Source organism: Bradyrhizobium sp. B097 (assembly GCF_038957035.1).
Taxonomy (GTDB): domain Bacteria; phylum Pseudomonadota; class Alphaproteobacteria; order Rhizobiales; family Xanthobacteraceae; genus Bradyrhizobium.
Genome location: NZ_CP152412.1, coordinates 7,751,766 through 7,770,052, shown reverse-complemented (window position 1 = coordinate 7,770,052; position 18,287 = coordinate 7,751,766). Strand labels below are relative to the sequence as shown.

Annotated in this window: 18 protein-coding genes; 7 read left to right on the top strand and 11 right to left on the bottom strand. The window is 65.7% G+C overall.

Going from position 1 to position 18,287, the window contains the following annotated elements:
- Nucleotides 1–19 precede the first annotated feature (19 nt).
- Nucleotides 20–388 (top strand): antibiotic biosynthesis monooxygenase family protein, encoded by a 369-nt coding sequence (locus tag AAFG07_RS35705; protein ID WP_342724341.1) that lies wholly within the window; start codon nt 20–22, stop codon nt 386–388.
- A 100-nt stretch (nt 389–488) separates the two neighbouring features.
- Here the strand turns inward: AAFG07_RS35705 and AAFG07_RS35700 are convergent, their stop codons facing one another.
- The 3 genes from AAFG07_RS35700 to AAFG07_RS35690 all read right to left on the bottom strand — a co-directional run bounded on the left by AAFG07_RS35700 (nt 489) and on the right by AAFG07_RS35690 (nt 2,982).
- The gene (locus tag AAFG07_RS35700) at nt 489–779 is read right to left on the bottom strand and encodes a hypothetical protein (RefSeq protein ID WP_342724340.1); all 291 of its coding nucleotides are present in this window, start codon (nt 777–779) and stop codon (nt 489–491) included.
- A 94-nt stretch (nt 780–873) separates the two neighbouring features.
- The gene (gene groL / locus AAFG07_RS35695; protein WP_342724339.1) at nt 874–2,520 is read right to left on the bottom strand and encodes a chaperonin GroEL; all 1,647 of its coding nucleotides are present in this window, start codon (nt 2,518–2,520) and stop codon (nt 874–876) included.
- 165 nt (nt 2,521–2,685) lie between these two features.
- Complete coding sequence (locus AAFG07_RS35690; RefSeq protein WP_018269780.1) at nt 2,686–2,982, bottom strand: co-chaperone GroES; 297 nt, start codon at nt 2,980–2,982, stop codon at nt 2,686–2,688.
- A 319-nt stretch (nt 2,983–3,301) separates the two neighbouring features.
- Between AAFG07_RS35690 and AAFG07_RS35685 the strand changes: the two genes are divergently transcribed.
- A complete protein-coding gene (locus AAFG07_RS35685) occupies nt 3,302–3,820 on the top strand; it encodes a hypothetical protein (RefSeq protein WP_342724338.1) in 519 nt (172 codons plus the stop codon).
- A gap of 330 nt (nt 3,821–4,150) precedes the next feature.
- On the opposite strand, the gene AAFG07_RS35680 is transcribed toward AAFG07_RS35685, so the two are convergent.
- Nucleotides 4,151–4,927: a protein phosphatase CheZ gene (locus AAFG07_RS35680; RefSeq protein WP_342724337.1), complete on the bottom strand. Its 777-nt coding sequence runs from the start codon at nt 4,925–4,927 to the stop codon at nt 4,151–4,153.
- 308 nt (nt 4,928–5,235) lie between these two features.
- Here AAFG07_RS35680 and AAFG07_RS35675 point away from each other — a divergent pair, with 308 nt between their 5' ends.
- Nucleotides 5,236–6,045, top strand: a complete 810-nt coding sequence (locus tag AAFG07_RS35675; protein ID WP_342724336.1) for a L,D-transpeptidase family protein — start codon at nt 5,236–5,238, stop codon at nt 6,043–6,045.
- Nucleotides 6,046–6,219: 174 nt separating this feature from the next.
- Here AAFG07_RS35675 and AAFG07_RS35670 read toward each other — a convergent pair whose 3' ends face one another.
- The 6 genes from AAFG07_RS35670 to AAFG07_RS35645 all read right to left on the bottom strand — a co-directional run bounded on the left by AAFG07_RS35670 (nt 6,220) and on the right by AAFG07_RS35645 (nt 12,613).
- Nucleotides 6,220–7,050: a DUF2076 domain-containing protein gene (locus AAFG07_RS35670; protein ID WP_342724335.1), complete on the bottom strand. Its 831-nt coding sequence runs from the start codon at nt 7,048–7,050 to the stop codon at nt 6,220–6,222.
- A gap of 210 nt (nt 7,051–7,260) precedes the next feature.
- Nucleotides 7,261–8,103: a ChbG/HpnK family deacetylase gene (locus AAFG07_RS35665; RefSeq protein WP_342724334.1), complete on the bottom strand. Its 843-nt coding sequence runs from the start codon at nt 8,101–8,103 to the stop codon at nt 7,261–7,263.
- The gene (locus AAFG07_RS35660; protein ID WP_342724333.1) at nt 8,100–9,146 is read right to left on the bottom strand and encodes a glycosyltransferase family 2 protein; all 1,047 of its coding nucleotides are present in this window, start codon (nt 9,144–9,146) and stop codon (nt 8,100–8,102) included. Before AAFG07_RS35660 ends, AAFG07_RS35665 begins: the two co-directional genes overlap by 4 nt.
- Nucleotides 9,147–9,286: 140 nt before the next feature.
- On the bottom strand, nt 9,287–10,264 hold the full coding sequence (gene hisG, locus AAFG07_RS35655; protein WP_092124061.1) for an ATP phosphoribosyltransferase: 978 nt from the start codon (nt 10,262–10,264) through the stop codon (nt 9,287–9,289).
- Nucleotides 10,261–11,451 (bottom strand): ATP phosphoribosyltransferase regulatory subunit, encoded by a 1,191-nt coding sequence (locus AAFG07_RS35650; RefSeq protein WP_342724332.1) that lies wholly within the window; start codon nt 11,449–11,451, stop codon nt 10,261–10,263. Before AAFG07_RS35650 ends, hisG begins: the two co-directional genes overlap by 4 nt.
- A gap of 364 nt (nt 11,452–11,815) precedes the next feature.
- On the bottom strand, nt 11,816–12,613 hold the full coding sequence (locus AAFG07_RS35645; protein WP_342724331.1) for a 16S rRNA (uracil(1498)-N(3))-methyltransferase: 798 nt from the start codon (nt 12,611–12,613) through the stop codon (nt 11,816–11,818).
- A 571-nt stretch (nt 12,614–13,184) separates the two neighbouring features.
- Here AAFG07_RS35645 and AAFG07_RS35640 point away from each other — a divergent pair.
- Both AAFG07_RS35640 and ubiA read left to right on the top strand, forming a co-directional pair.
- Nucleotides 13,185–13,919, top strand: a complete 735-nt coding sequence (locus AAFG07_RS35640; protein ID WP_342724330.1) for a hypothetical protein — start codon at nt 13,185–13,187, stop codon at nt 13,917–13,919.
- 39 nt (nt 13,920–13,958) lie between these two features.
- Complete coding sequence (gene ubiA / locus AAFG07_RS35635) at nt 13,959–14,891, top strand: 4-hydroxybenzoate octaprenyltransferase (protein ID WP_342724329.1); 933 nt, start codon at nt 13,959–13,961, stop codon at nt 14,889–14,891.
- Between the two features lie 334 nt (nt 14,892–15,225).
- On the opposite strand, the gene AAFG07_RS35630 is transcribed toward ubiA, so the two are convergent.
- Nucleotides 15,226–15,750, bottom strand: coding sequence for a DUF6101 family protein (locus tag AAFG07_RS35630; protein ID WP_342724328.1), 525 nt, complete (start codon nt 15,748–15,750; stop codon nt 15,226–15,228).
- Nucleotides 15,751–16,026: 276 nt separating this feature from the next.
- Between AAFG07_RS35630 and AAFG07_RS35625 the strand changes: the two genes are divergently transcribed.
- A complete protein-coding gene (locus tag AAFG07_RS35625; protein WP_342724327.1) occupies nt 16,027–17,415 on the top strand; it encodes a TldD/PmbA family protein in 1,389 nt (462 codons plus the stop codon).
- The gene (locus tag AAFG07_RS35620; RefSeq protein WP_342724326.1) at nt 17,402–18,211 is read left to right on the top strand and encodes a 3'(2'),5'-bisphosphate nucleotidase CysQ; all 810 of its coding nucleotides are present in this window, start codon (nt 17,402–17,404) and stop codon (nt 18,209–18,211) included. Before AAFG07_RS35625 ends, AAFG07_RS35620 begins: the two co-directional genes overlap by 14 nt.
- Nucleotides 18,212–18,287: the final 76 nt, after the last annotated feature.

The window sequence follows — 18,287 nt, the reverse complement described above, 5'->3', positions numbered from 1 at the left end:
CATATCAACGGAGCCAGCCATGCCGCAGATGCGCCCCCTCGATCCCGCATTCCCGATCGACCGCCAGCTCGCGGTCGATGCCAGCAACATCGTGCTCGTCAATCTCTTCACGCTCGATGCGGCCGACGAGGAGATCTTTCTGAAAGCCTGGCAGGCCGACGCCGCCATCATGAAGCGGCAGTCCGGCTTCATCTCGACCCAGCTGCACCGCGCGCTCGGCGACAGCCCGGCCTATCTGAACTACGCGGTTTGGGAGTCGACCGCCGCCTTCCGGGCCGCCTTCGCCAACCCCGAGTTCAGGGCCAAGCTCGCGGCCTATCCGGCCTCGGCGGTGGCGTCGCCGCATCTGTTCCAGAAGGTGGCGGTGGCTGACATCTGCGTCGCGTAGGCAGGTAGCCGGTAGGGCGGATTAGCCGAAGGCGTAATCCGCCGCTCGCGTGAACATTCGGCGGATTACGCTTCGCTAATCCGCCCTTCGATCTTTGCGCTCAACTGTGCATCCGCATGCCAACCTCGAGCGTGGTAGCCGCAGCCAGAAAGGCTATTTCCAGAAACCGCAGCGGCGCTTTTGGACGGTGACCGGTCGAACCGGAAATGACGTAGTAGAGGCAATAGCCGGCGCCGAGGACGATGAACATCAGCGTGTGCTTGATCCAGATCATCAAGACGACCGCAAAATCATCGATGCTGTCCAAGGCATAGGCGCGCAACGCGAGCACCGCGCCGATCGCGTAGAACAGCACGAGCGTTGTCGTCAGTGATTTGGCGTCGCGGGACATGCGATGATCCTTACATCCTGATCGTCATCAAATCGCAAAAAAGAAGGCCGCCCGGAGGCGGCCTTCGATCTCGATGCGAATGTTCTGACCGGGCTTAGAAGCCGCCCATGCCGCCCATTCCACCCATGCCGCCGCCGCCCGGCATTGCCGGTGCTGCGTCCTTGGGCAGTTCGGCGACCATGGCTTCGGTGGTCACCAGCAGGCCGGCCACCGAGGAGGCGTCCTGCAGCGCGGTGCGCACCACCTTGGCGGGGTCGATGATGCCCTTGTCGACCATGTCGACATAGTCCTCGGTCTGGGCGTCGAAGCCGAAGGTCTCCGACTTGTTCTCGAGGATCTTGCCGACCACGATCGAGCCCTCGACACCGGCGTTCTCCGAGATCTGGCGAACCGGAGCTTCGAGCGCCTTGAGCACGATGTTGATGCCGGCCTGGACGTCGGCATTCGGGTTGGTGAGACGGCCGACCGCCTTCTTGGCACGCAGCAGCGCCACGCCGCCGCCCGGCACGATGCCTTCCTGCACCGCGGCGCGGGTCGCGTTCAGCGCGTCCTCGACACGGTCCTTCTTCTCCTTGACCTCGACCTCGGTCGCACCGCCGACCTTGATGACGGCAACGCCGCCGGCGAGCTTGGCAAGGCGCTCCTGCAGCTTCTCACGGTCGTAGTCCGAGGTGGTTTCCTCGATCTGCGCCTTGATCTGGCCAACGCGGGCGTCGATGTCCTTCTTCTTGCCGGCGCCCTTGACGATCGTGGTGTTCTCCTTGTCGATCACGATCTTGCCGGCGCGGCCGAGCATGTTGACCGTGACGTTCTCGAGCTTCATGCCGAGGTCGTCGGAGATCAGCTGACCGCCGGTCAGGATCGCGATATCCTCCAGCATCGCCTTGCGGCGATCGCCGAAGCCTGGCGCCTTGACGGCGGCGACCTTGAGGCCGCCGCGCAGGCGGTTGACCACCAGGGTTGCCAGCGCCTCGCCCTCGACGTCCTCGGCGAGGATCAGGAGCGGACGGCCCGACTGCACCACCGCTTCCAGCACCGGCAGCATGGACTGCAGGCCGGTCAGCTTCTTCTCGTGCAGCAGGATGTAGGCATCCTCGAGCTCGGCGGTCATCTTCTCGGCGTTGGTGATGAAGTAGGGGCTGAGATAGCCGCGGTCGAACTTCATGCCCTCGACGATGTCGACCTCGGTATCGAGCGACTTGTTTTCCTCGACGGTGATGACGCCCTCGTTGCCGACCTTCTGCATCGCCTGCGCGATCATCTTGCCGATCGCGGCATCGCCATTGGCCGAGATGGTGCCGACCTGGGCGACTTCCGAGGAGGAGGCGACCGGCTTGGCGCGCTTCTCGATGTCCTTGATCACGGCGGCGACCGCGGTGTCGATGCCGCGCTTGAGGTCCATCGGGTTCATGCCGGCGGCGACCGCCTTGGCGCCCTCGCGGACGATGGCCTGCGCCAGCACGGTCGCGGTGGTGGTGCCGTCACCGGCGGTGTCGTTGGTCTTGGAAGCGACCTCGCGCAGCATCTGCGCGCCCATGTTCTCGAACTTGTCCTCGAGCTCGATCTCCTTGGCGACGGTGACGCCGTCCTTGGTGATGCGGGGAGCGCCGAAGCTCTTCTCGATGACGACGTTGCGGCCCTTCGGGCCGAGCGTCACCTTCACGGCATTGGCGAGCACGTCGACACCGCGCAGCATGCGGTCGCGGGCGTCTCCGGCGAATTTTACGTCCTTGGCAGCCATTGATTTGAACTCCTGTCAGTATTTTGAACGAGCGGCTGCAGCTTCCTGAACTCGTCATCGCCGGGCTTGACCCGGCGATCCATCTTTCGAAGTGCGATGGATGCCCGGGGCAAGCCCGGGCGTGACAGCGGAGCGAGCGCCGCGTTTCTCGAATTGGTCGTGGCCTTACGCCAGCACGCCCATGATGTCGGACTCCTTCATGATCAGGAGCTCCTGGTTGTCGAGCTTGACCTCGGTGCCCGACCACTTGCCGAACAGCACGCGATCGCCGACCTTGAGGTCGATCGGGATCAGCTTGCCGGCCTCGTCGCGGCCACCCGGGCCGACGGCGACGATCTCGCCCTGGGACGGCTTTTCCTTGGCCGAGTCCGGAATGATGATGCCGCCCTTGGACTTCTCCTCGGCATCGATACGCTTGACCACGACGCGGTCATGCAGTGGGCGGAAGGTGGATTTAGCCATGACGTTCCCTCTTGGAGGCTCGGTTTCAGGTCCGGTTCATCGAGACCGGCGTTGAATGCCGGTCCGGTCGGCGCCAGGCAGGACGCCCGGCGCATTTAGCAATCGTGGTGCAAGAGTGCTAATTGTGCGCCGGGAAATATGGCTTGGCGCAGTTTCTGTCAAGCAAACGGGTTAAGGCCTTGGTGAGGCCAATATAGGATGGTGGACCGGAAACCAAATCGTAGCGATGACGTAATTTTGTCAGACGTCATTGCTCCGCCTTAAGTTTTACGCTTGGCTGCATGACGGGTGCGGCCGGGAGATAGTTCGGGGGATGCATATGATCAGGTCACTCAACGCGCGATTGGTCGCACGGTTCGCGGCTGTCTCGGCGCTGACGACACTTTTGGGGGCGTGCGGCAGCATGAGCCTGCCGTCGTTGTCGTCGAACCCCGAGCCGGGGCACGTCGAACCGGGCGTGGCCCCGGAGATGCCGGCGAGCATCCGCCCCGACGAGATCGTCGGCCGCTGGGGCCTCGCCTCGTTCCAGAATCCCGCCGACCGCGCCCGCACCGAGGCCGCCGCACGCGGCCAGTGCAAGCAGCCTTACGTGATCGGCGCCGGCCAGAACGGCGGTGTCATCATGCATCTGGCCGACCAGGCCACCCCGCAGGAACTGCGGCTGAAGGGTTCCCCGAGCGGCAAGAACTATATCGGCCCGCCCGGACCTGTGCCCGGCGAGCAGGATCGCGAGATCATCTCGTTCGACGGCCGGGTCTTGATCACCCGCTTCGTCGACAAGGACGCTGCCACCCGCTACGGCAACATGGTCTACGTCCGCTGCGCGCCGCGGGCGTGACGGCGGGACTTCGAGCTATCTGCTGATCTAGTGCCGCATACGCGGTGCACCTCTCCCCTTGTGGGAGAGGTCGGATTGCATCGCCAGATGCAATCCGGGTGAGGGGTCTCTCTCCGCGAGTCCTACTCTCGTCGGAACACGCGGTGACAACCCCTCATCCGGCGCCGTAGCCGATGCCAAGGCATCGGCGTCCTTCTAGAAGACGGCGGCCAAAGGCCGCCTATGCCACCTTCTCCCACAAGGGGAGAAGGGAAGGGGTGCCAGTGGTCAGGGTCATAAACAAAAACGCCGGCCCCTGAGGCCGCCGCTTTCGTCTTGATCCGACAAATCTCAGTTGAACATCGCGTCGATGTCGTCCTGCGAGGCGTGGCCGGCGTCGCCGTCGAGCTTCGGGCCGTTGAGCAGGCGGGCATCGCCCTCGCGGGTGTCGACGATCGGCGGGACGTGGGTCTTGATCGCGTCGACGCCGCCCCAGATGTTCATCATCTCGTTGATGTGCTGTTCGATGAACTTCATCGTCTGCATCACCTTGCTGATGCGCTGGCCGGTGAGGTCCTGGAAGTTGCAGGCCTCGAAGATCGAGACCACGCGCTCCTGAATATCTTCGCTGAGCCGCTTCTGCTGGTCGGGCGTGACGTTGTTGGCGAGCGCGGTCGCGGCCTGGTCGATCGCTTCGACGGCTTCGAGGATCTGCTGGGTGGCCTGTTCGGTGCCGCCGACCACGGCGCCGAGCTCGCCATTGACCTTGGCCATCTCCTCGCCATTGAAGCTCTTGCCGTGCAGCACGGCGATCTCGCGCTTGGTGCGGCTGATGGCGTCGTGGATCAGGTCGAGCTCGACCTTGAGCTTCTCGCACTGTTCGACCTGCGCGCGGTAGGTCTCGAGCAGCGCGTGCGTCTCGGCGACTTCGCGGGCGACGGCGGCATCGACGCTGTCGCCGGTGCGCTGCGCGGGTGCTGCGGCCATCTGGGCCCGGATCGAGCGAAGCTCGGCCATGATCTCCCGATGCATCGGACCGAGTTCGGCGCCGCCGGCAACTTCCGGCTCCGGCATCACGACTTCGCCCATGGCCTGCTCAACACGAAAACGCTTCCGCTTCACTGACATGATTTCATTCCCGCCCCTTCACTGCAGTCCGTTCTAGCGAGAGGTGATTTAACGTCAGGTTCACGCGGGAACAGTTTGCGCCGATGGCGCGAATCGCCGCGATACCGGCGATTAACCATGTCGCCGCGGCATTCACGCAAAATAAACGCTGTCCGGCAAAACCGCGCTGCAATGCCGACGTGGTGAATCGAAACGGCCGATCCGTTTACCAAACCGATGCGGTTTTCATTGCTTATTGACCACGTGCAACGGCGCATGGCGCTCCGTCCACGTCATACGTCACGACGAAACCAGTACAGAGTACGTCGATGTTCAGGAAAACCACGCTTGCGCTGCTCGCCGGCGCTTCTTCGCTTATTGCTGTTCCCCATCATGCCATGGCGATCGACGCGTCGGCTCAGCCCGAGCCCACCGTGATCTACGCCAACCAGGGCGCACCGCAGCCGCCGATGCGCACCGCCTACGTGCAGCCGCAGCGCTCCAACATGGGCGGCGGCTTCATCGAATTCCTGTTCGGCGATGCGCCGTCGTCCCAGGGTTATTCACCGCAGCCGATGTATCAGCAGCAGCCGGCCTATTACGGCAACCGCCAGGGGCTGCCGCCGATGGATCCGCAGCAGCAGATGATCCGCCAGCAGGAAGAAGCTGCGGGCGATCCGACGCAGCGTCCGTTCGATCACAGATATGAAAAGCAGCTGGTTGATTACAGCGGCAAGGAAGGCGCCGGCACCATCGTCGTCGATACGCCGAACAAGTTCCTCTATCTGGTGCAGGGTGACGGCCGCGCGCTGCGCTACGGCATCGGCGTCGGACGGCCCGGCTTCACCTGGGCCGGCGTTAAGACGATCTCGGCGAAGAAGGAATGGCCGGCCTGGACGCCGCCGCCGGAAATGCTGGCGCGCCGTCCCGATCTGCCGCGGCACATGGAAGGCGGCCCGGAGAATCCGCTCGGCGCCCGCGCGATGTATCTCGGCTCCTCGCTCTACCGCATCCACGGCTCCAACGAACCCTGGACGATCGGCACCAACGTCTCGTCCGGCTGCATCCGGATGCGCAACGAGGACGTCATCGACCTCTACGGCCGCGTCAATGTCGGCGCCAAGGTCGTCGTGATGTAAGATTTTAGCCCGGATGGAGTCTATGTAGCCCGGATGCAGCGAAGCGAAATCCGGGACGGGCTTCACCGCGGATAGAGTTGCCCCGGATTGCGCTGCGCTGCATCCGGGCTACTGATTGATCAAACCAAAACGGCCGCTCGATTGGAGCGGCCGTTGTCGTTTCAGCGATCGCGTTTACGCGTAATCGCTGTTGTCGTCGCCGCCGTTGTCGTCGAAGTCGTCGGCGTCTTGATCATCGTCACTGTCCCGGTCGGCCTGGGCCTGGTCGAACGCGCCGGCGCGCGAGCCGGAATCACTGTCGCGGCCGGACGAACTGACATCGTTGATCCCGGCGTCACGGGCAAGGTTGCTCGACGACTGGTCGCCGCCCCAGGGGCGTGAACCGCCCAAGCCACCCGCGTCGGCCAGCGATTGATGGCTGCCGCCACCCATCATGCCGCGGATGCTGGAGAGCAGCAGCCCGCCGCCGACCACGCCGGCCGCGGCCGCTGCCGCAGTGCCGAGGAACGAGCCGCCGCCGCCACCGGGCGCGCCGCCGCCGAAGGGCGGGGGCTGCTGGCCGCCGTAGGGTTGGCCGTATTGGGGCTGGCCGTATTGCTGCGGCGGCTGGCCGTAGCCGCCGGCCTGCTGCATCGCCTGGCCCGAGTTCCAGACCGGGCGGCTGCCGCCAACATCCGGCGGGCGCACCGGCGGCACCGAGCCGTGCGGCTGCTGCTGGCCCTGTCCGAAGATCGCATCGCGCATCGAATCGAGGAAGCCGCCGCCCTGCTGCTGTGCTCCCTGCTGCTGGCCGACCGCGGCCTCGAGCTCCTGGATCCGGTCATGGGCGCGCTTCAGCGCTTCGTCCTGCACCAATGCGGTCTGCACCAGTGCGTAGACCGCATTCGGCGCGCTGCGCAGGCCGGCCATGATCGCGGACATGGCCTCGCTGTCGCGCGGGGCATTCTCCAGCTTGGCGAGCCGGTCGAAGAGATCGTCAATCAGTTGGCGTTCTTGCGGTGTCATGGCGTTCTCCATCGCGTCGATCGAATCGGCGCGCGGCTGATGTAGGACGGGCTTTGTGGCGCAAGGAGTGGGGGCCAGAATTAAATTTCTGTATGCGACAATACGACCGGCGGCTTTTCGTGAACCCAAAGCGTTTTCGAGCGAAGCCTGCCCCGCACTTGATGCGGGGTGGATCCCGGTTCGCGTGAAGAAAACGCGTCAAAACAAGGGTCAGCCGAGTGTAACTTTATTCAGGGCCAGCAGCGCGGGGAAATCCTCGCTTGCGAGATAGGCGTGTTCGGTCTCGCGCTGCGTCGTCAGCGGGTCGAGGTTCTTCAGGGTTTCATCGACGAAACCGGGATGGCACATCACGAGCCCGTCCTCCGGCAGGCCGTCGAGAAAGCCCTGCATCAGGCCCGCGAATTCGCTGCCGCGCGTAAAATCATAGGCGCCGGCGAAGGCCGGGTTGAAATGCAGGCCCGATCGCTGGGCCTTGATCCGGAATTGCGTGCTGAGCACGTTCAGCACCAAAGCCTTCGGCGCCGCCAGCTGACGTGCGAGGGGTCCTTCGCGTCCGCACTGCCGCACCCAGGCGTCTGGCGCGCGTTCCTTCACGGCGCGCAGGAAGCCGTCGCGCACCTGCGGGAACAGCTGCGCGTGCTGGTGGCCGTCGACGAAATCGGGTGCACGGCCGAACAGTTCGTGGAAGGCGTCGAGCTGCGCCAGCACCTCGGCATGGACCAGATCGGCGTCGAGCCGGTGCATCAATCCGGCGCGCAACAGCCTTGGGAAGGGCAGGAACATGTCGCCGTCGAGCGGACGGAAATGCATCGTCAGCGGCCGGAACGGTGCCGTCAGCGTCACATGCAGCCCGATCGCGCAGCGCGGGCTTTTCGCCACCGAAGCCTGCAGCGCGGCCGCCGCCTCGCGGCCGATCGCCGGCGTCACCATCATCACCGACGTCGCATTGAGGCGGCCGCGCTCGATCAGGTCGCGGATCGCGCGGTTGACGCCATCGCTCAAGCCATAATCGTCAGCACACAGCCAGATCCGGCGCGGCGAAACTTCGCTCATTCGGCCGCGGTCCGCTCGGTGGCGCTCTGCGCCGCGCCGCCGTCGGCGTGCTTCTCGGTATGCTCGGCGACGAAGTAGATCGGCCGTGCCTTCAATTCGGAGAGGATCTTGCCGATATATTCGCCGACGATGCCGATCATGATCAGCTGCACGCCGCCGATCGTCATCACGCCGATCATCAGCGACGGATAGCCGGGGACCTGCTTGCCGGTGGTCAGCACTTCCCACAGGATCGAGAGGCCGAACAGGAACGCCGCGCCTGCGAGCAGCGCGCCGAGCAGGCTGGCGAAGCGCAGCGGCGCCACCGAGAACGAGGTCAGGCCCTCGATCGACAGGCCGATCAGCCGGCCGGCATTGAAGGTGGTGACGCCATGCGCGCGCGGTGCCGGCTCGTAGTCGACGCGGATCTGCTTGAAGCCGATCCAGCTCGCGAGGCCCTTGAAGAAGCGGTTGCGCTCCGGCAATTGCCGCAGCGCCAGCGCCGCGCGCGGTGACAGCAGGCGGAAGTCGCCGGCATCCTCGGGAATCTTCTGCCGCGCGCCCCAGTTGATCAGCGCGTAGAAGCCGCGCACGGAAAGCCGCCGCAACGCCGATTCATTGTCGCGATGCGCCTTCGCCGTGTAGACCACGTCGTAGCCGTCATCGATCCAGTGCGCGACCAGTTGCTCGACCAGGGTCGGCGGATGCTGGCCGTCGCCATCCATGAACAGCACCGCACCGCGGCGGGCGTGGTCGAGGCCGGCCATCAGCGCTGCCTCCTTGCCGAAATTGCGCGACAGCGACACCACCTGCAGGTCGAGCCCGTCGGCGGGCAGGCCGCGCGCGATCGCCAGCGTGTTGTCCGCGCTGCCGTCGTCGACATAGACCACTTCGCAGTTAAGGCCGTAGCGGGCGCGCAGTGAGCTGGCGAGGTCGATCAGCCGTTGGTGCAGCGCCACAAGCCCGGCGGCCTCGTTGTAGACAGGCACGACGATGGACAGACCCTGCGCGGCGGCGGTCTTGGCGGTTGTGGTCAGGCTGGAAACGTCAGAGCCCAGCATCATCGGTCAGGTTCCAGAACTAGAGCGTTTTCCACCGAAATCGGGTTCCGGTTCGCGTGAAAGAAAACACGTCACAACGAGAGATCATGAACACAATATGGTACCGACGGCCGGCTGTCGCCAACATGAACGGCCCCGCCTGCTCATTGTCGCAGGAACGCCTCGAGTTTGGCGAACAGCGGGTTCTCGCGGTCGAACACGTAGTCCAGCGACACCACCGACACGGTTTCGGCGCCGTGCTCGCGCAGGAAGCTGCCGAGCGCGTAAAGCTTGCCCGGTGGGCAGTGCAGCGTCAGCATGCCCGACGAGGTCGGGCTGCCGAACGGGGCGACCACGCCGAAGCGGGTATGCGCCTCGGACAGCAGCGCGTCGTTGCAGCCGGCGAAGCGAGTACGCACCTCGCGGTATTTGCTGGCGCGGGCGCGGGCGGCGATGTGGTCGAGGATGACGCGCGCGGTCTCGCGGGCGCCGGTCGACCAGTCGGCATCGCGGGAGGCGACGAGGTTGGCCTGGCTGCGCAGCATCACGCCGTCGTCGAGCACCTTGAGCCCGTTGGCGGCGAGCGTTGCGCCCGTGGTCGTGATGTCGACGATCAGCTCGGCGGTGCCGGCCGCGGGCGCGCCCTCGGTGGCGCCGGCGCTCTCCACGATGCGGTAGTCCCCGACGCCGTGCTTGGCAAAGAAGCCGCGCGTCAGGTTGATGTATTTGGTCGCAACCCGCATGCGGTGATTGTGCTGCTCGCGGAAGCCCGAGGCGACGTCGTCGAGGTCGGCCATGGTGCGGACGTCGATCCAGGCCTGCGGCACCGCGACCACGACATTGGCATAGCCGAAGCCGAGGCCCTCGATCATCAGCACGCGCTTGTCGGCATCGGGAATGCTCTCGCGCACCAGATCCTCGCCGGTGACGCCGAGATGCACCGAGCCGCGCGCCAGGTTGGCCGCGATCTCGCTGGCCGACAGATAGGCGATCTCGACATTGTCGACACCCGCGATGGTGCCGCGATAGTCGCGCGCGCCGCCGGCCTTCGACAGGGTCAGCCCGGCGCGGGCGAAGAAGCTTTCCGCGTTTTCCTGCAAGCGTCCCTTGGAGGGAACGGCGACGACGAACGGCGTGCTCATTGGGCGCCTCCCGTGGCGCCGGCCTTGCCATGCCGGGTCATCGCCTCGATCCAGACCGAGAAGCCGACCGCGGGGATCGGGCTCGCCGAGCCGAGCTGCGACATCAGCCCGTCATAGCGGCCGCCCGCGACCAGCGGCTCGGCGCCGTTGCCCTTGGCGTGCAGCTCGAACTCGAAGCCGGTGTAATAGTCGAGGCCGCGGCCGAACGCGGTCGCGAACCGCGTCTTCCTTATGTCGATGCCGCGCGCCGCCATGAAGCCGACCCGGCTTTCGAACTGGTCGATCGCCGCGGCAAGGTCGAGCCTGGCGTCGGCGGCGAGCGCGCGCAGCTGCGCGATTGCGTCGTCGGGATCGCCCGATATCGCGAGGAAGCGCTTGATGGTGGCGAGCGCATCGCGCGGCAGCGCGCCGCCCTTCAGCGTCGATTGCTCGAGGAAGCGGTCGGCGATCTCGGCAACGGTGCGGCCGCCGACATTGGTGGTGCCGGCGATCGACATCAGATCGGTGACCAGCGCCAGCGCCGCCTTGCGGTCGGAGCCGGCGAGGGCCGCGAGCACGCCCTCATATTCGTTGCGGCCCGGCGCGGTCGCCAATGTCAGCTGCTCGATGTCGTCGGTCAGCGAAACCTTGCGGTTGAAGTCCTTGATCAGCCGGCGCCGCCACACCGGATAGAGCTCGAGCGCATCGATCAGCGCGTTGAACAGCGCGACGTCGCCGGTGCGGATCTCGACATCGGTCAACCCGAAGGCCGTGGTTGCCTCCAGCGCCAGCGCCAGCATCTCGGCGTCGGCCGCGGCGCGGTCCTGCCGCCCGAAGGATTCGATGCCGGCCTGCAGGAACTGGCTCGGCTGGCCGTCGCGATAGCGGAACACCGGGCCGAGATAGCTGAAGCCGGCCGGCTGGCCGGCGCGGAGCGAGGCGAGGTAGTCGCGCGCCACCGGGATCGTGAGATCCGGACGCAGGCAGAGTTCCTCGCCGCTCGGGTCGGTCGTCAGATACAGACTTTTGCGGATGTCCTCGCCGGACAGGTCGAGGAACGGCTCGGCCGGCTGCAGGATCGCGGGTTCGGACCTGAGATAACCGGCCTGCGCGAACGAGGCCAGCAGCGCATCCGCCCAAAAGGCCGAACCAGAAGCCGCTCCTGGGGCGGATCCGGCGGCGGGTCGTGGTGCGGCAGCTTCGCTCATCTCGACGTCCAATTCGCTCCGAAATCGCGTTCCGGAGGGGGTTCCATGGGTGGTGTTGGCGGAGCCCTTAGCATGGCCGCATCAGGGTTTCGACAGGGATCAGCCAAGTGGCTTAATGATTGGGTTCGTTAACGATTTTGCGACGGCTTGGCTAGGGGCCGGGCACGCCGAATTGCGAGTGATGTGAGCACGCCTCTCAGGCTCCCTCCCCCCTTGCGGGGGAGGGTTGGGGAGAGGGGTAAGCCCCGGGCTCCAAAGGTCGAGATTTCTACAAGGTCCGAGCAATCCGGCTCTTGCAACGCGAACGTCGCAAGTGTGAATCCGCGCGAACCGTCACGCGGCGGAGCAAGCGGCACCCCTCTCCCTAACCCTCCCCCGCAAGGGGGGAGGGAACCCTTCCGCCGATGCGTCCATCACGACCTCCCCAATCCCCCAGCGCCGCCTGCACCAGCGCCAGCGCGGCGACGGCGGCGGTGTCGGCGCGCAGGATGCGCGGCCCAAGCGCGAGACGGAGGATGTTGGGCTGGCGCAGCAGCAGCGCGCGCTCTTCCTCGGCAAAGCCGCCCTCGGGGCCGATCAGCACGTCGATCCCGCCGTTTGCGGCGGTCGCCGCCTGCAACGCCTGCACCGGGTTTGCCACTTCGGCCGCCTCGTCGCAGAACACCAGAAGCCGCGCCGAATCGCGCCCCGCCAGGAAACGTTCGAGCGGGAGGGGATCGGCCACCTCGGCAAGCGAGATGATGCCGCATTGCTCGGCGGCTTCGACCACATTGGCGCGCATCCGCTCGCCATTGACCCGCGATACCTGGGTGAAGCGCGTCAGCACCGGCACCAGCCGTGCCGCGCCCATCTCGACCGCCTTCTGCACCATGTAGTCGAGCCGCGCATGTTTCAGCGGCGCGAACACGCAAGCGACGTCGGGCAGGCGGTCCTGCGGGCGGGTCTGCGCCGCGATCGTCAGCGTGTCGGCCCGCTTGCGGCCGGAAATCTCCGCGCGCCATTCGCCATCACGCCCGTTGAACACCAGCACGGTGTCGCCGGCGGCAAGCCGAAGCACGTTGCCGAGATAGTTGCTCTGGTCGCGTTCGAGCGAGACGATCGCGCCGGCACCGAGCGCGGCATCGACAAACAGGCGGGGGCTGCGAAAATCGAGTTCAGGCATGTCCTAGGTTCCTGAGCCGCGTTCTAGTCCAAAGGTGCTGCCAAGTATCGCCCACTGCTGCTGATTTGCGATCGGAGGGATCGTCAGATTCCATGACTGACATCGGGCGCCAGCGCCAAGGTCGCTTCAATGCGGCGGGGGGCGGGGGAAGTTAACCAAGCCTCGCGACACCGTAGTCCCTCGGACTCGTCAGGAACGCTCCGGCCAACTACTACAGTGGTGTCGATATATTGCTTCTGTCACCAAGTCATTTTTGAAGTCCGGGGGGGGGGGGGTCGCTTGCACGCGGCCCCTTTTGTTGTTCGGACGGTGTGGGGCCGCAAATTCAAACCGAGGCATGACCAAAAATCGTGTTCAGGCACACTCGATGGCCCGGTTTTACCGCCGTTCGCGGCCTAAAGGCTTCAAATCGGGGAACAATTTAATGTGGCCGGTGTGGCCCTACGCCGCGCTGTCGCCCAAATCCACGGGTTGTTAAGGGCTCACAGGAATCGTAAAACGCCCCCAAATTTCGTTGCTTCGTTTTGTTGCGCTGGGGTTGCCTGGACCTTTTGCCGGAGAAACACCCTCGATGATCCGCCGACTGATCGTGCTGACCGTTGCCGCGACCGCCCTGTCTGCGGGGCACGCCGCGGCCCAGAGCGCCTTTCCGGCGCCGCTGCCCAATCAAGGCCAGGCTGGCACCGCGTCGGACCCCGCGTTCCCGCCGGTGAACGGCGCGCGCCCAAGCCGGGCGAGCACCGCTCCGGATCCTGCGTTTCCGCCGGTCAACGGCGCGCCCGCGGCCAGGGTCGGCGGCGCGCCGTCGCCATTTCCGAGCAGTGGTGCGGCTCCCATCGCCGGCGGCGGTCTGTCGTCTCCGCCGCCCCCGCCCGGCGCCGGTGGCGGCGCCGCCGGTGACGCCTGCATGAAGGATTTCGTCCCGCTGCGCGAGGAGACCGAGCGGCGCGGCAAGGCGATCAAGGCGGCGAGCGACCGGCACGCCAGCCCCCAGGAGGCCTGCAAGCTGATCGGCAATTACAGCCAGGCCGAAATCAAGATGATCAAATACGTTGACACCAACGCGTCGAAGTGCGGGATCCCGCCGCAGATCTCCGATCAGCTCAAGAACGGCCACAAGAATACCGAGGCGCTGCTGAAGAAGGTCTGCAACGTCGCGGAGCAGGCGGCGGCGCAGCCGCGCGGGCCTGCGGGGCCGTCGCTGAGCGACGTGCTCGGCTCGTCCGCCTCGCTGCCGGAAGCGACGCCGACCAAGAAGGGCGGCAGCACCTTCGACACCTTGAACGGCAACGTCCTGACCCGATGATTGGGCGCCGATGATTGACCAGCCAATGATCACGCATTCATGAGCGATGTCTCCGCCCGCGTTGCCGACTCCACAGGCAACTGGGTGGACACCCATGCGCCGGTCTGGTCGCGGCCCTATCTGCGGCTTGCACGCTATGACCGGCCGATCGGCTCCTGGCTGTTGTTGATGCCGTGCTGGTGGTCGGCGGCGCTCGCCGCCGGCGTCGCGCACGATGTTCGCTCGCTCCCGCTCGTCGTGCTGCTGTTCTTCATCGGCGCGTTCGTGATGCGCGGCGCGGGCTGCACCTGGAACGACATCACCGATCGCGATCTCGACGCCAAGGTCGAGCGCACGCGGTCGCGGCCGATCCCGGCCGGGCAGGTCACGGTGACGCAGGCTGTGGTCTTCATGGTCCTGCAGGCGCTGATCGGGCTTGCCGTGCTGCTGCAGTTCAACCGCTTCGCGATCATGACCGGCATCGCCTCGCTCGTGATCGTCGCGATCTACCCGTTCATGAAGCGGATCACCTGGTGGCCGCAGGTCGTGCTCGGCCTCGCCTTTTCCTACGGCGCCCTGATGGGCTTTGCGGTGACCTTGGAGCGCATCGATGCGGCCGCGATCGCGCTCTACGCCGGATCGATCGCCTGGGTGATCGCCTACGACACCATCTACGCGCATCAGGACGCCGAGGATGATGCGCTGATCGGCGTCAAATCCACCGCGCGCCTGTTCGGCGCACGCACCCATCGCGCGCTGGTGATTTTCTACGGTCTCGCCGTGCTGCTGATCGGCGCGGCATTCGCGCTTGCGGGCGCGCGCTGGCCGGCCTGGATCGGCCTTGCGGCATTCGCGCTGCATCTCGCCTGGCAGGTCCGCCGGCTCGACACCAGCGATCCCGCGCTCTGCCTGCGCATCTTCAAATCCAACCGCGACGCCGGCTTCATCCTGTTCGCGAGCCTGGTCGTCGATGCGGTGCTGCGCGCGGCTTAGGTCGCGAGAGAATGCGAAGCTGCGTCCTCATTCTGAGCTGTCATCGCCCGGCTCGACCGGGCGATCCAGTACGCCGCGGCCTCTCGGCTCAATCACTGCCGTCTCTGGAATACTGGATCACCCGCCTGCGCGGGTGATGACACCGCGTGGTGTGACAACTTGAATCGCGACCCACCCTCATCGTCGTCCTGGCGAAAGCCAGGACCCATTACCCCAAATCTCAATTGTTGCGCGACGCTGGGGCGGCGATCCCGTTCATCACCGAATGCGGTGGTTATGGGTCCTGGCTTTCGCCAGGACGACGGCGATGGAGGGAGCCTTGACTATAACGAACTCAATTCCGCGCGATGATCTCGCGCTCGTCGCGATGCACGCTGGTGCCGTTGAGGCTGACGCCGGCGCGGCGGCGGACCAGGAATTTCGGGCGGCGGGCGCGGATTGCGTTGCGGCGGCGGCGGCGCGGGGCAGGCTGGCGCGGCGCCGGTTCGGTCAGTTGCGGGAGATGGAAGATGTCGCTCCACATCTGCCAGGCGGAGCTGATCTCTTCGGCATCCGAACTGGTGCCGAGCGGAATGGTGAGCGCGGGATCGCGGTGAACCAGCACCAGCATCTGCGCGTCGTCGATGCCGCGCAGCGCGACGCCGAGGAAATCGCTGACGCGAACATTGACCGCCATCCGCATGCCGAGAACGGCACGGCGCAGCACGACATGTTCGCGGTGAAGCTCGACCTGCCGCGTGCCGCCATCCGCGCGCGCATCCTGCGCGTGGAAGCTGAGCGGAAGGGAAAGAGGGTCGAGCCGCAGTGCGCGGCTCGACCCGGCGGAATTGATTCCGCTTGTTGGTGTTTGACGCCTCAAAGCCTTAGTCTCCCCGCCGAGATTATGTTCCCGGTCGATGTGTGAGAGCCTAGCCGAGCGATGGCCGTTTCGGCTTAAAAAGCCTGGTTAACCGCTCCTCACCTGGCGCCATGATTGACAAGAGGTTGGCCCGCATGATTGACGAAGCCTTGCGCCGATCACTCAAATCTTTGTTGCCCGCCGGTGCAAAGTGCTTGAATTCCCTGTGAATCCGGCACATCTGGTTAGGTCTGTCGCCTTCGTTCCGGGCCCCCCTCAATCCGCAGGAATTCGTTCGTGAACTCTTCACCATCTGCATCGCGACACGGCGATACCTCCGATCTGTTCGACCAGTCCGGCCTGAGCGACCTCGCGCAGCGTCTGGTCGAAGCCGCAAAGCGCGCCGGCGCCGATGCGGCCGACGCCATCGCGGTGCGCGGCGTCTCGCAAGGCGTCGAAGTCCGCGACGGCCGCGTCGAGGAAACCGAGCGCTCCGAGGGCGATGATGTCGGACTTCGGGTGTTCGTCGGCCAGCGCCAGGCGGTGGTGTCGACCAACGACGTCAGCGGCGACGGGGTTGCAAAGCTCGCCGAGCGCGCGGTCGCGATGGCGCGCGTGGCGCCCGACGACAAATATGTCGGTCTGGCCGATCCCTCGCTCCATGCGCATGATTTCCCCGATCTCGATCTGCTCGACCGCACCGTCCCAACCACGGCCGAGCTCGAGCAGCGTGCCATCGAAGCGGAGGCCGCGGCACTCGCGGTCAAGGGCGTCACCAAGTCCGGCGGTGCGTCGGCCTCGACTGGGATCGGCGGCATGGTGCTGGTGACGTCGACCGGCTTCCACGGTTCTTATCTTCGTTCCAGCCACGGCATCTCGACGACGGCGATTTCCGGTGAGGGCACCGGCATGGAGCGCGACTATGATTTCACCAGCGCGCCGCATGCGTCCGATCTCGATTCACCCACGGCCGTTGGCCGCAAGGCCGGCGAGCGCGCGGTGGCGCGGGGAAATCCGCGCAAGGTCGAGACCTGCAAGGTGCCTGTGGTGTTCGATCCGCGGGTTGCGGGCTCGATCGTCGGCCATGTCGTCGGCGCCATCAATGGCGCCTCGATCGCGCGCAAGACCAGCTTCCTGAAGGACAAGCTCGGCGAGCAGCTGTTCTCCAGGGATATCCGCATCATCGACGATCCCTTGCGCGTGCGCGGCCTGCGCTCGCAGACCTTCGACGCCGAGGGCGTCAAGGTGAGGAAGATCGCGCTGATCGACGAAGGCGTGCTGACCACCTGGGTGCTGGACTCCGCGACCGCGCGCGAGCTCGGCCTGGTCACGACCGGGCATGCGCATCGCGGCGTGTCGTCCTCGCCGTCGCCCGGAACGTATAATCTGCATCTCGAGCCGGGTGCGGTGACGCCGAAGGAGCTGATCTCCGACATCAAGCAGGGCTTCTATGTCACCGACCTGATCGGCTCCGGCGTCAACGGCGTGACCGGCGATTACAGCCGCGGCGCGTCCGGCTTCTGGATCGAGAATGGCGAGATCACCTATCCGGTCAGCGAAGTGACCATCGCCGGACACCTGCTGCCGATGTTCAAGTCGCTGGTTGCCGCCAACGATCTGGAATTCCGCTACGGCGTCAATTCACCAACGCTGCGCATCGAGGGGCTGACGCTTGGCGGACGCTGATACGGACGACTGGACCAAGGCGCGCGACGCCGCCTTGCTGACCAGATCGGTGCAGGAGGCGGGCCGGCTCGCATTGTCGCTGTTCCGCACCGAATTGAAGAACTGGATCAAGGGCGCGTCCTCACCGGTCTCCGAGGCCGACATCGCGGTCAACGACCTCCTGGAGCAGCAGCTGCGTTCGGCGACGCCGGGTTACGGCTGGCTGTCGGAGGAGAGCGCCGACGACGCGACCCGGCTCGACAGGCGCTTCACCTGGATCGTCGATCCGATCGACGGCACCCGCGCCTATCTCGCCGGCCGCGAGGACTGGTGCGTCAGCGTGGCGCTGGTTGAAAATGCATCGCCGGTGCTCGCGGCGGTGTATGCGCCGGTGACCGAGGAATTCTTCTTTGCCGCCCGCGGCCAGGGCGCCACCCTGAACGACAGCGGCGTGCACGCGACCGCGGGCACCGATTTCGATTTTCCCCGCATGGCCGGACCGAAACCGCTGGTGCAGCGGCTCAGCCCGACATCGGACGAGATCACGCTGTTTCCGCGGATCGGATCGCTGGCCCTGCGGTTGTGCCGCGTAGCACAAGGTCGACTTGACGCCGCCTTTGCGGGCGGGCAAAGCCGCGACTGGGATCTTGCCGCCGCGAATTTGATCGTGCAGGAAGCGGGTGGTAGGATGACCGCGCTCTCGGGGGATGCGATTGAGTACAATCGCCGGGAGGTGACGCATGGGGTGCTGGTGGCAGCAGGACGCGAACGTCATGCCCGCATTGTCGAGCATTTTCGCAACCGTCCACTGCCGTGAGGCCCCGCCGATCCGCACCGCGTTTCCGATTGTGACGACCAGGCTTGTTACGACAAACCTGTGACGACCAGACCTG

Bases quoted from the DNA above. Each gene is read 5' to 3' on its own strand.
- AAFG07_RS35705 (WP_342724341.1), top strand. From the start codon at position 20: ATGCCGCAGATGCGCCCCCTCGATCCCGCATTCCCGATCGACCGCCAG.
- AAFG07_RS35700 (WP_342724340.1), bottom strand. From the start codon at position 779: ATGTCCCGCGACGCCAAATCACTGACGACAACGCTCGTGCTGTTCTAC.
- groL (WP_342724339.1), bottom strand. From the start codon at position 2,520: ATGGCTGCCAAGGACGTAAAATTCGCCGGAGACGCCCGCGACCGCATG.
- AAFG07_RS35690 (WP_018269780.1), bottom strand. From the start codon at position 2,982: ATGGCTAAATCCACCTTCCGCCCACTGCATGACCGCGTCGTGGTCAAG.
- AAFG07_RS35685 (WP_342724338.1), top strand. From the start codon at position 3,302: ATGATCAGGTCACTCAACGCGCGATTGGTCGCACGGTTCGCGGCTGTC.
- AAFG07_RS35680 (WP_342724337.1), bottom strand. From the start codon at position 4,927: ATGTCAGTGAAGCGGAAGCGTTTTCGTGTTGAGCAGGCCATGGGCGAA.
- AAFG07_RS35675 (WP_342724336.1), top strand. From the start codon at position 5,236: ATGTTCAGGAAAACCACGCTTGCGCTGCTCGCCGGCGCTTCTTCGCTT.
- AAFG07_RS35670 (WP_342724335.1), bottom strand. From the start codon at position 7,050: ATGACACCGCAAGAACGCCAACTGATTGACGATCTCTTCGACCGGCTC.
- AAFG07_RS35665 (WP_342724334.1), bottom strand. From the start codon at position 8,103: ATGAGCGAAGTTTCGCCGCGCCGGATCTGGCTGTGTGCTGACGATTAT.
- AAFG07_RS35660 (WP_342724333.1), bottom strand. From the start codon at position 9,146: ATGATGCTGGGCTCTGACGTTTCCAGCCTGACCACAACCGCCAAGACC.
- hisG (WP_092124061.1), bottom strand. From the start codon at position 10,264: ATGAGCACGCCGTTCGTCGTCGCCGTTCCCTCCAAGGGACGCTTGCAG.
- AAFG07_RS35650 (WP_342724332.1), bottom strand. From the start codon at position 11,451: ATGAGCGAAGCTGCCGCACCACGACCCGCCGCCGGATCCGCCCCAGGA.
- AAFG07_RS35645 (WP_342724331.1), bottom strand. From the start codon at position 12,613: ATGCCTGAACTCGATTTTCGCAGCCCCCGCCTGTTTGTCGATGCCGCG.
- AAFG07_RS35640 (WP_342724330.1), top strand. From the start codon at position 13,185: ATGATCCGCCGACTGATCGTGCTGACCGTTGCCGCGACCGCCCTGTCT.
- ubiA (WP_342724329.1), top strand. From the start codon at position 13,959: ATGAGCGATGTCTCCGCCCGCGTTGCCGACTCCACAGGCAACTGGGTG.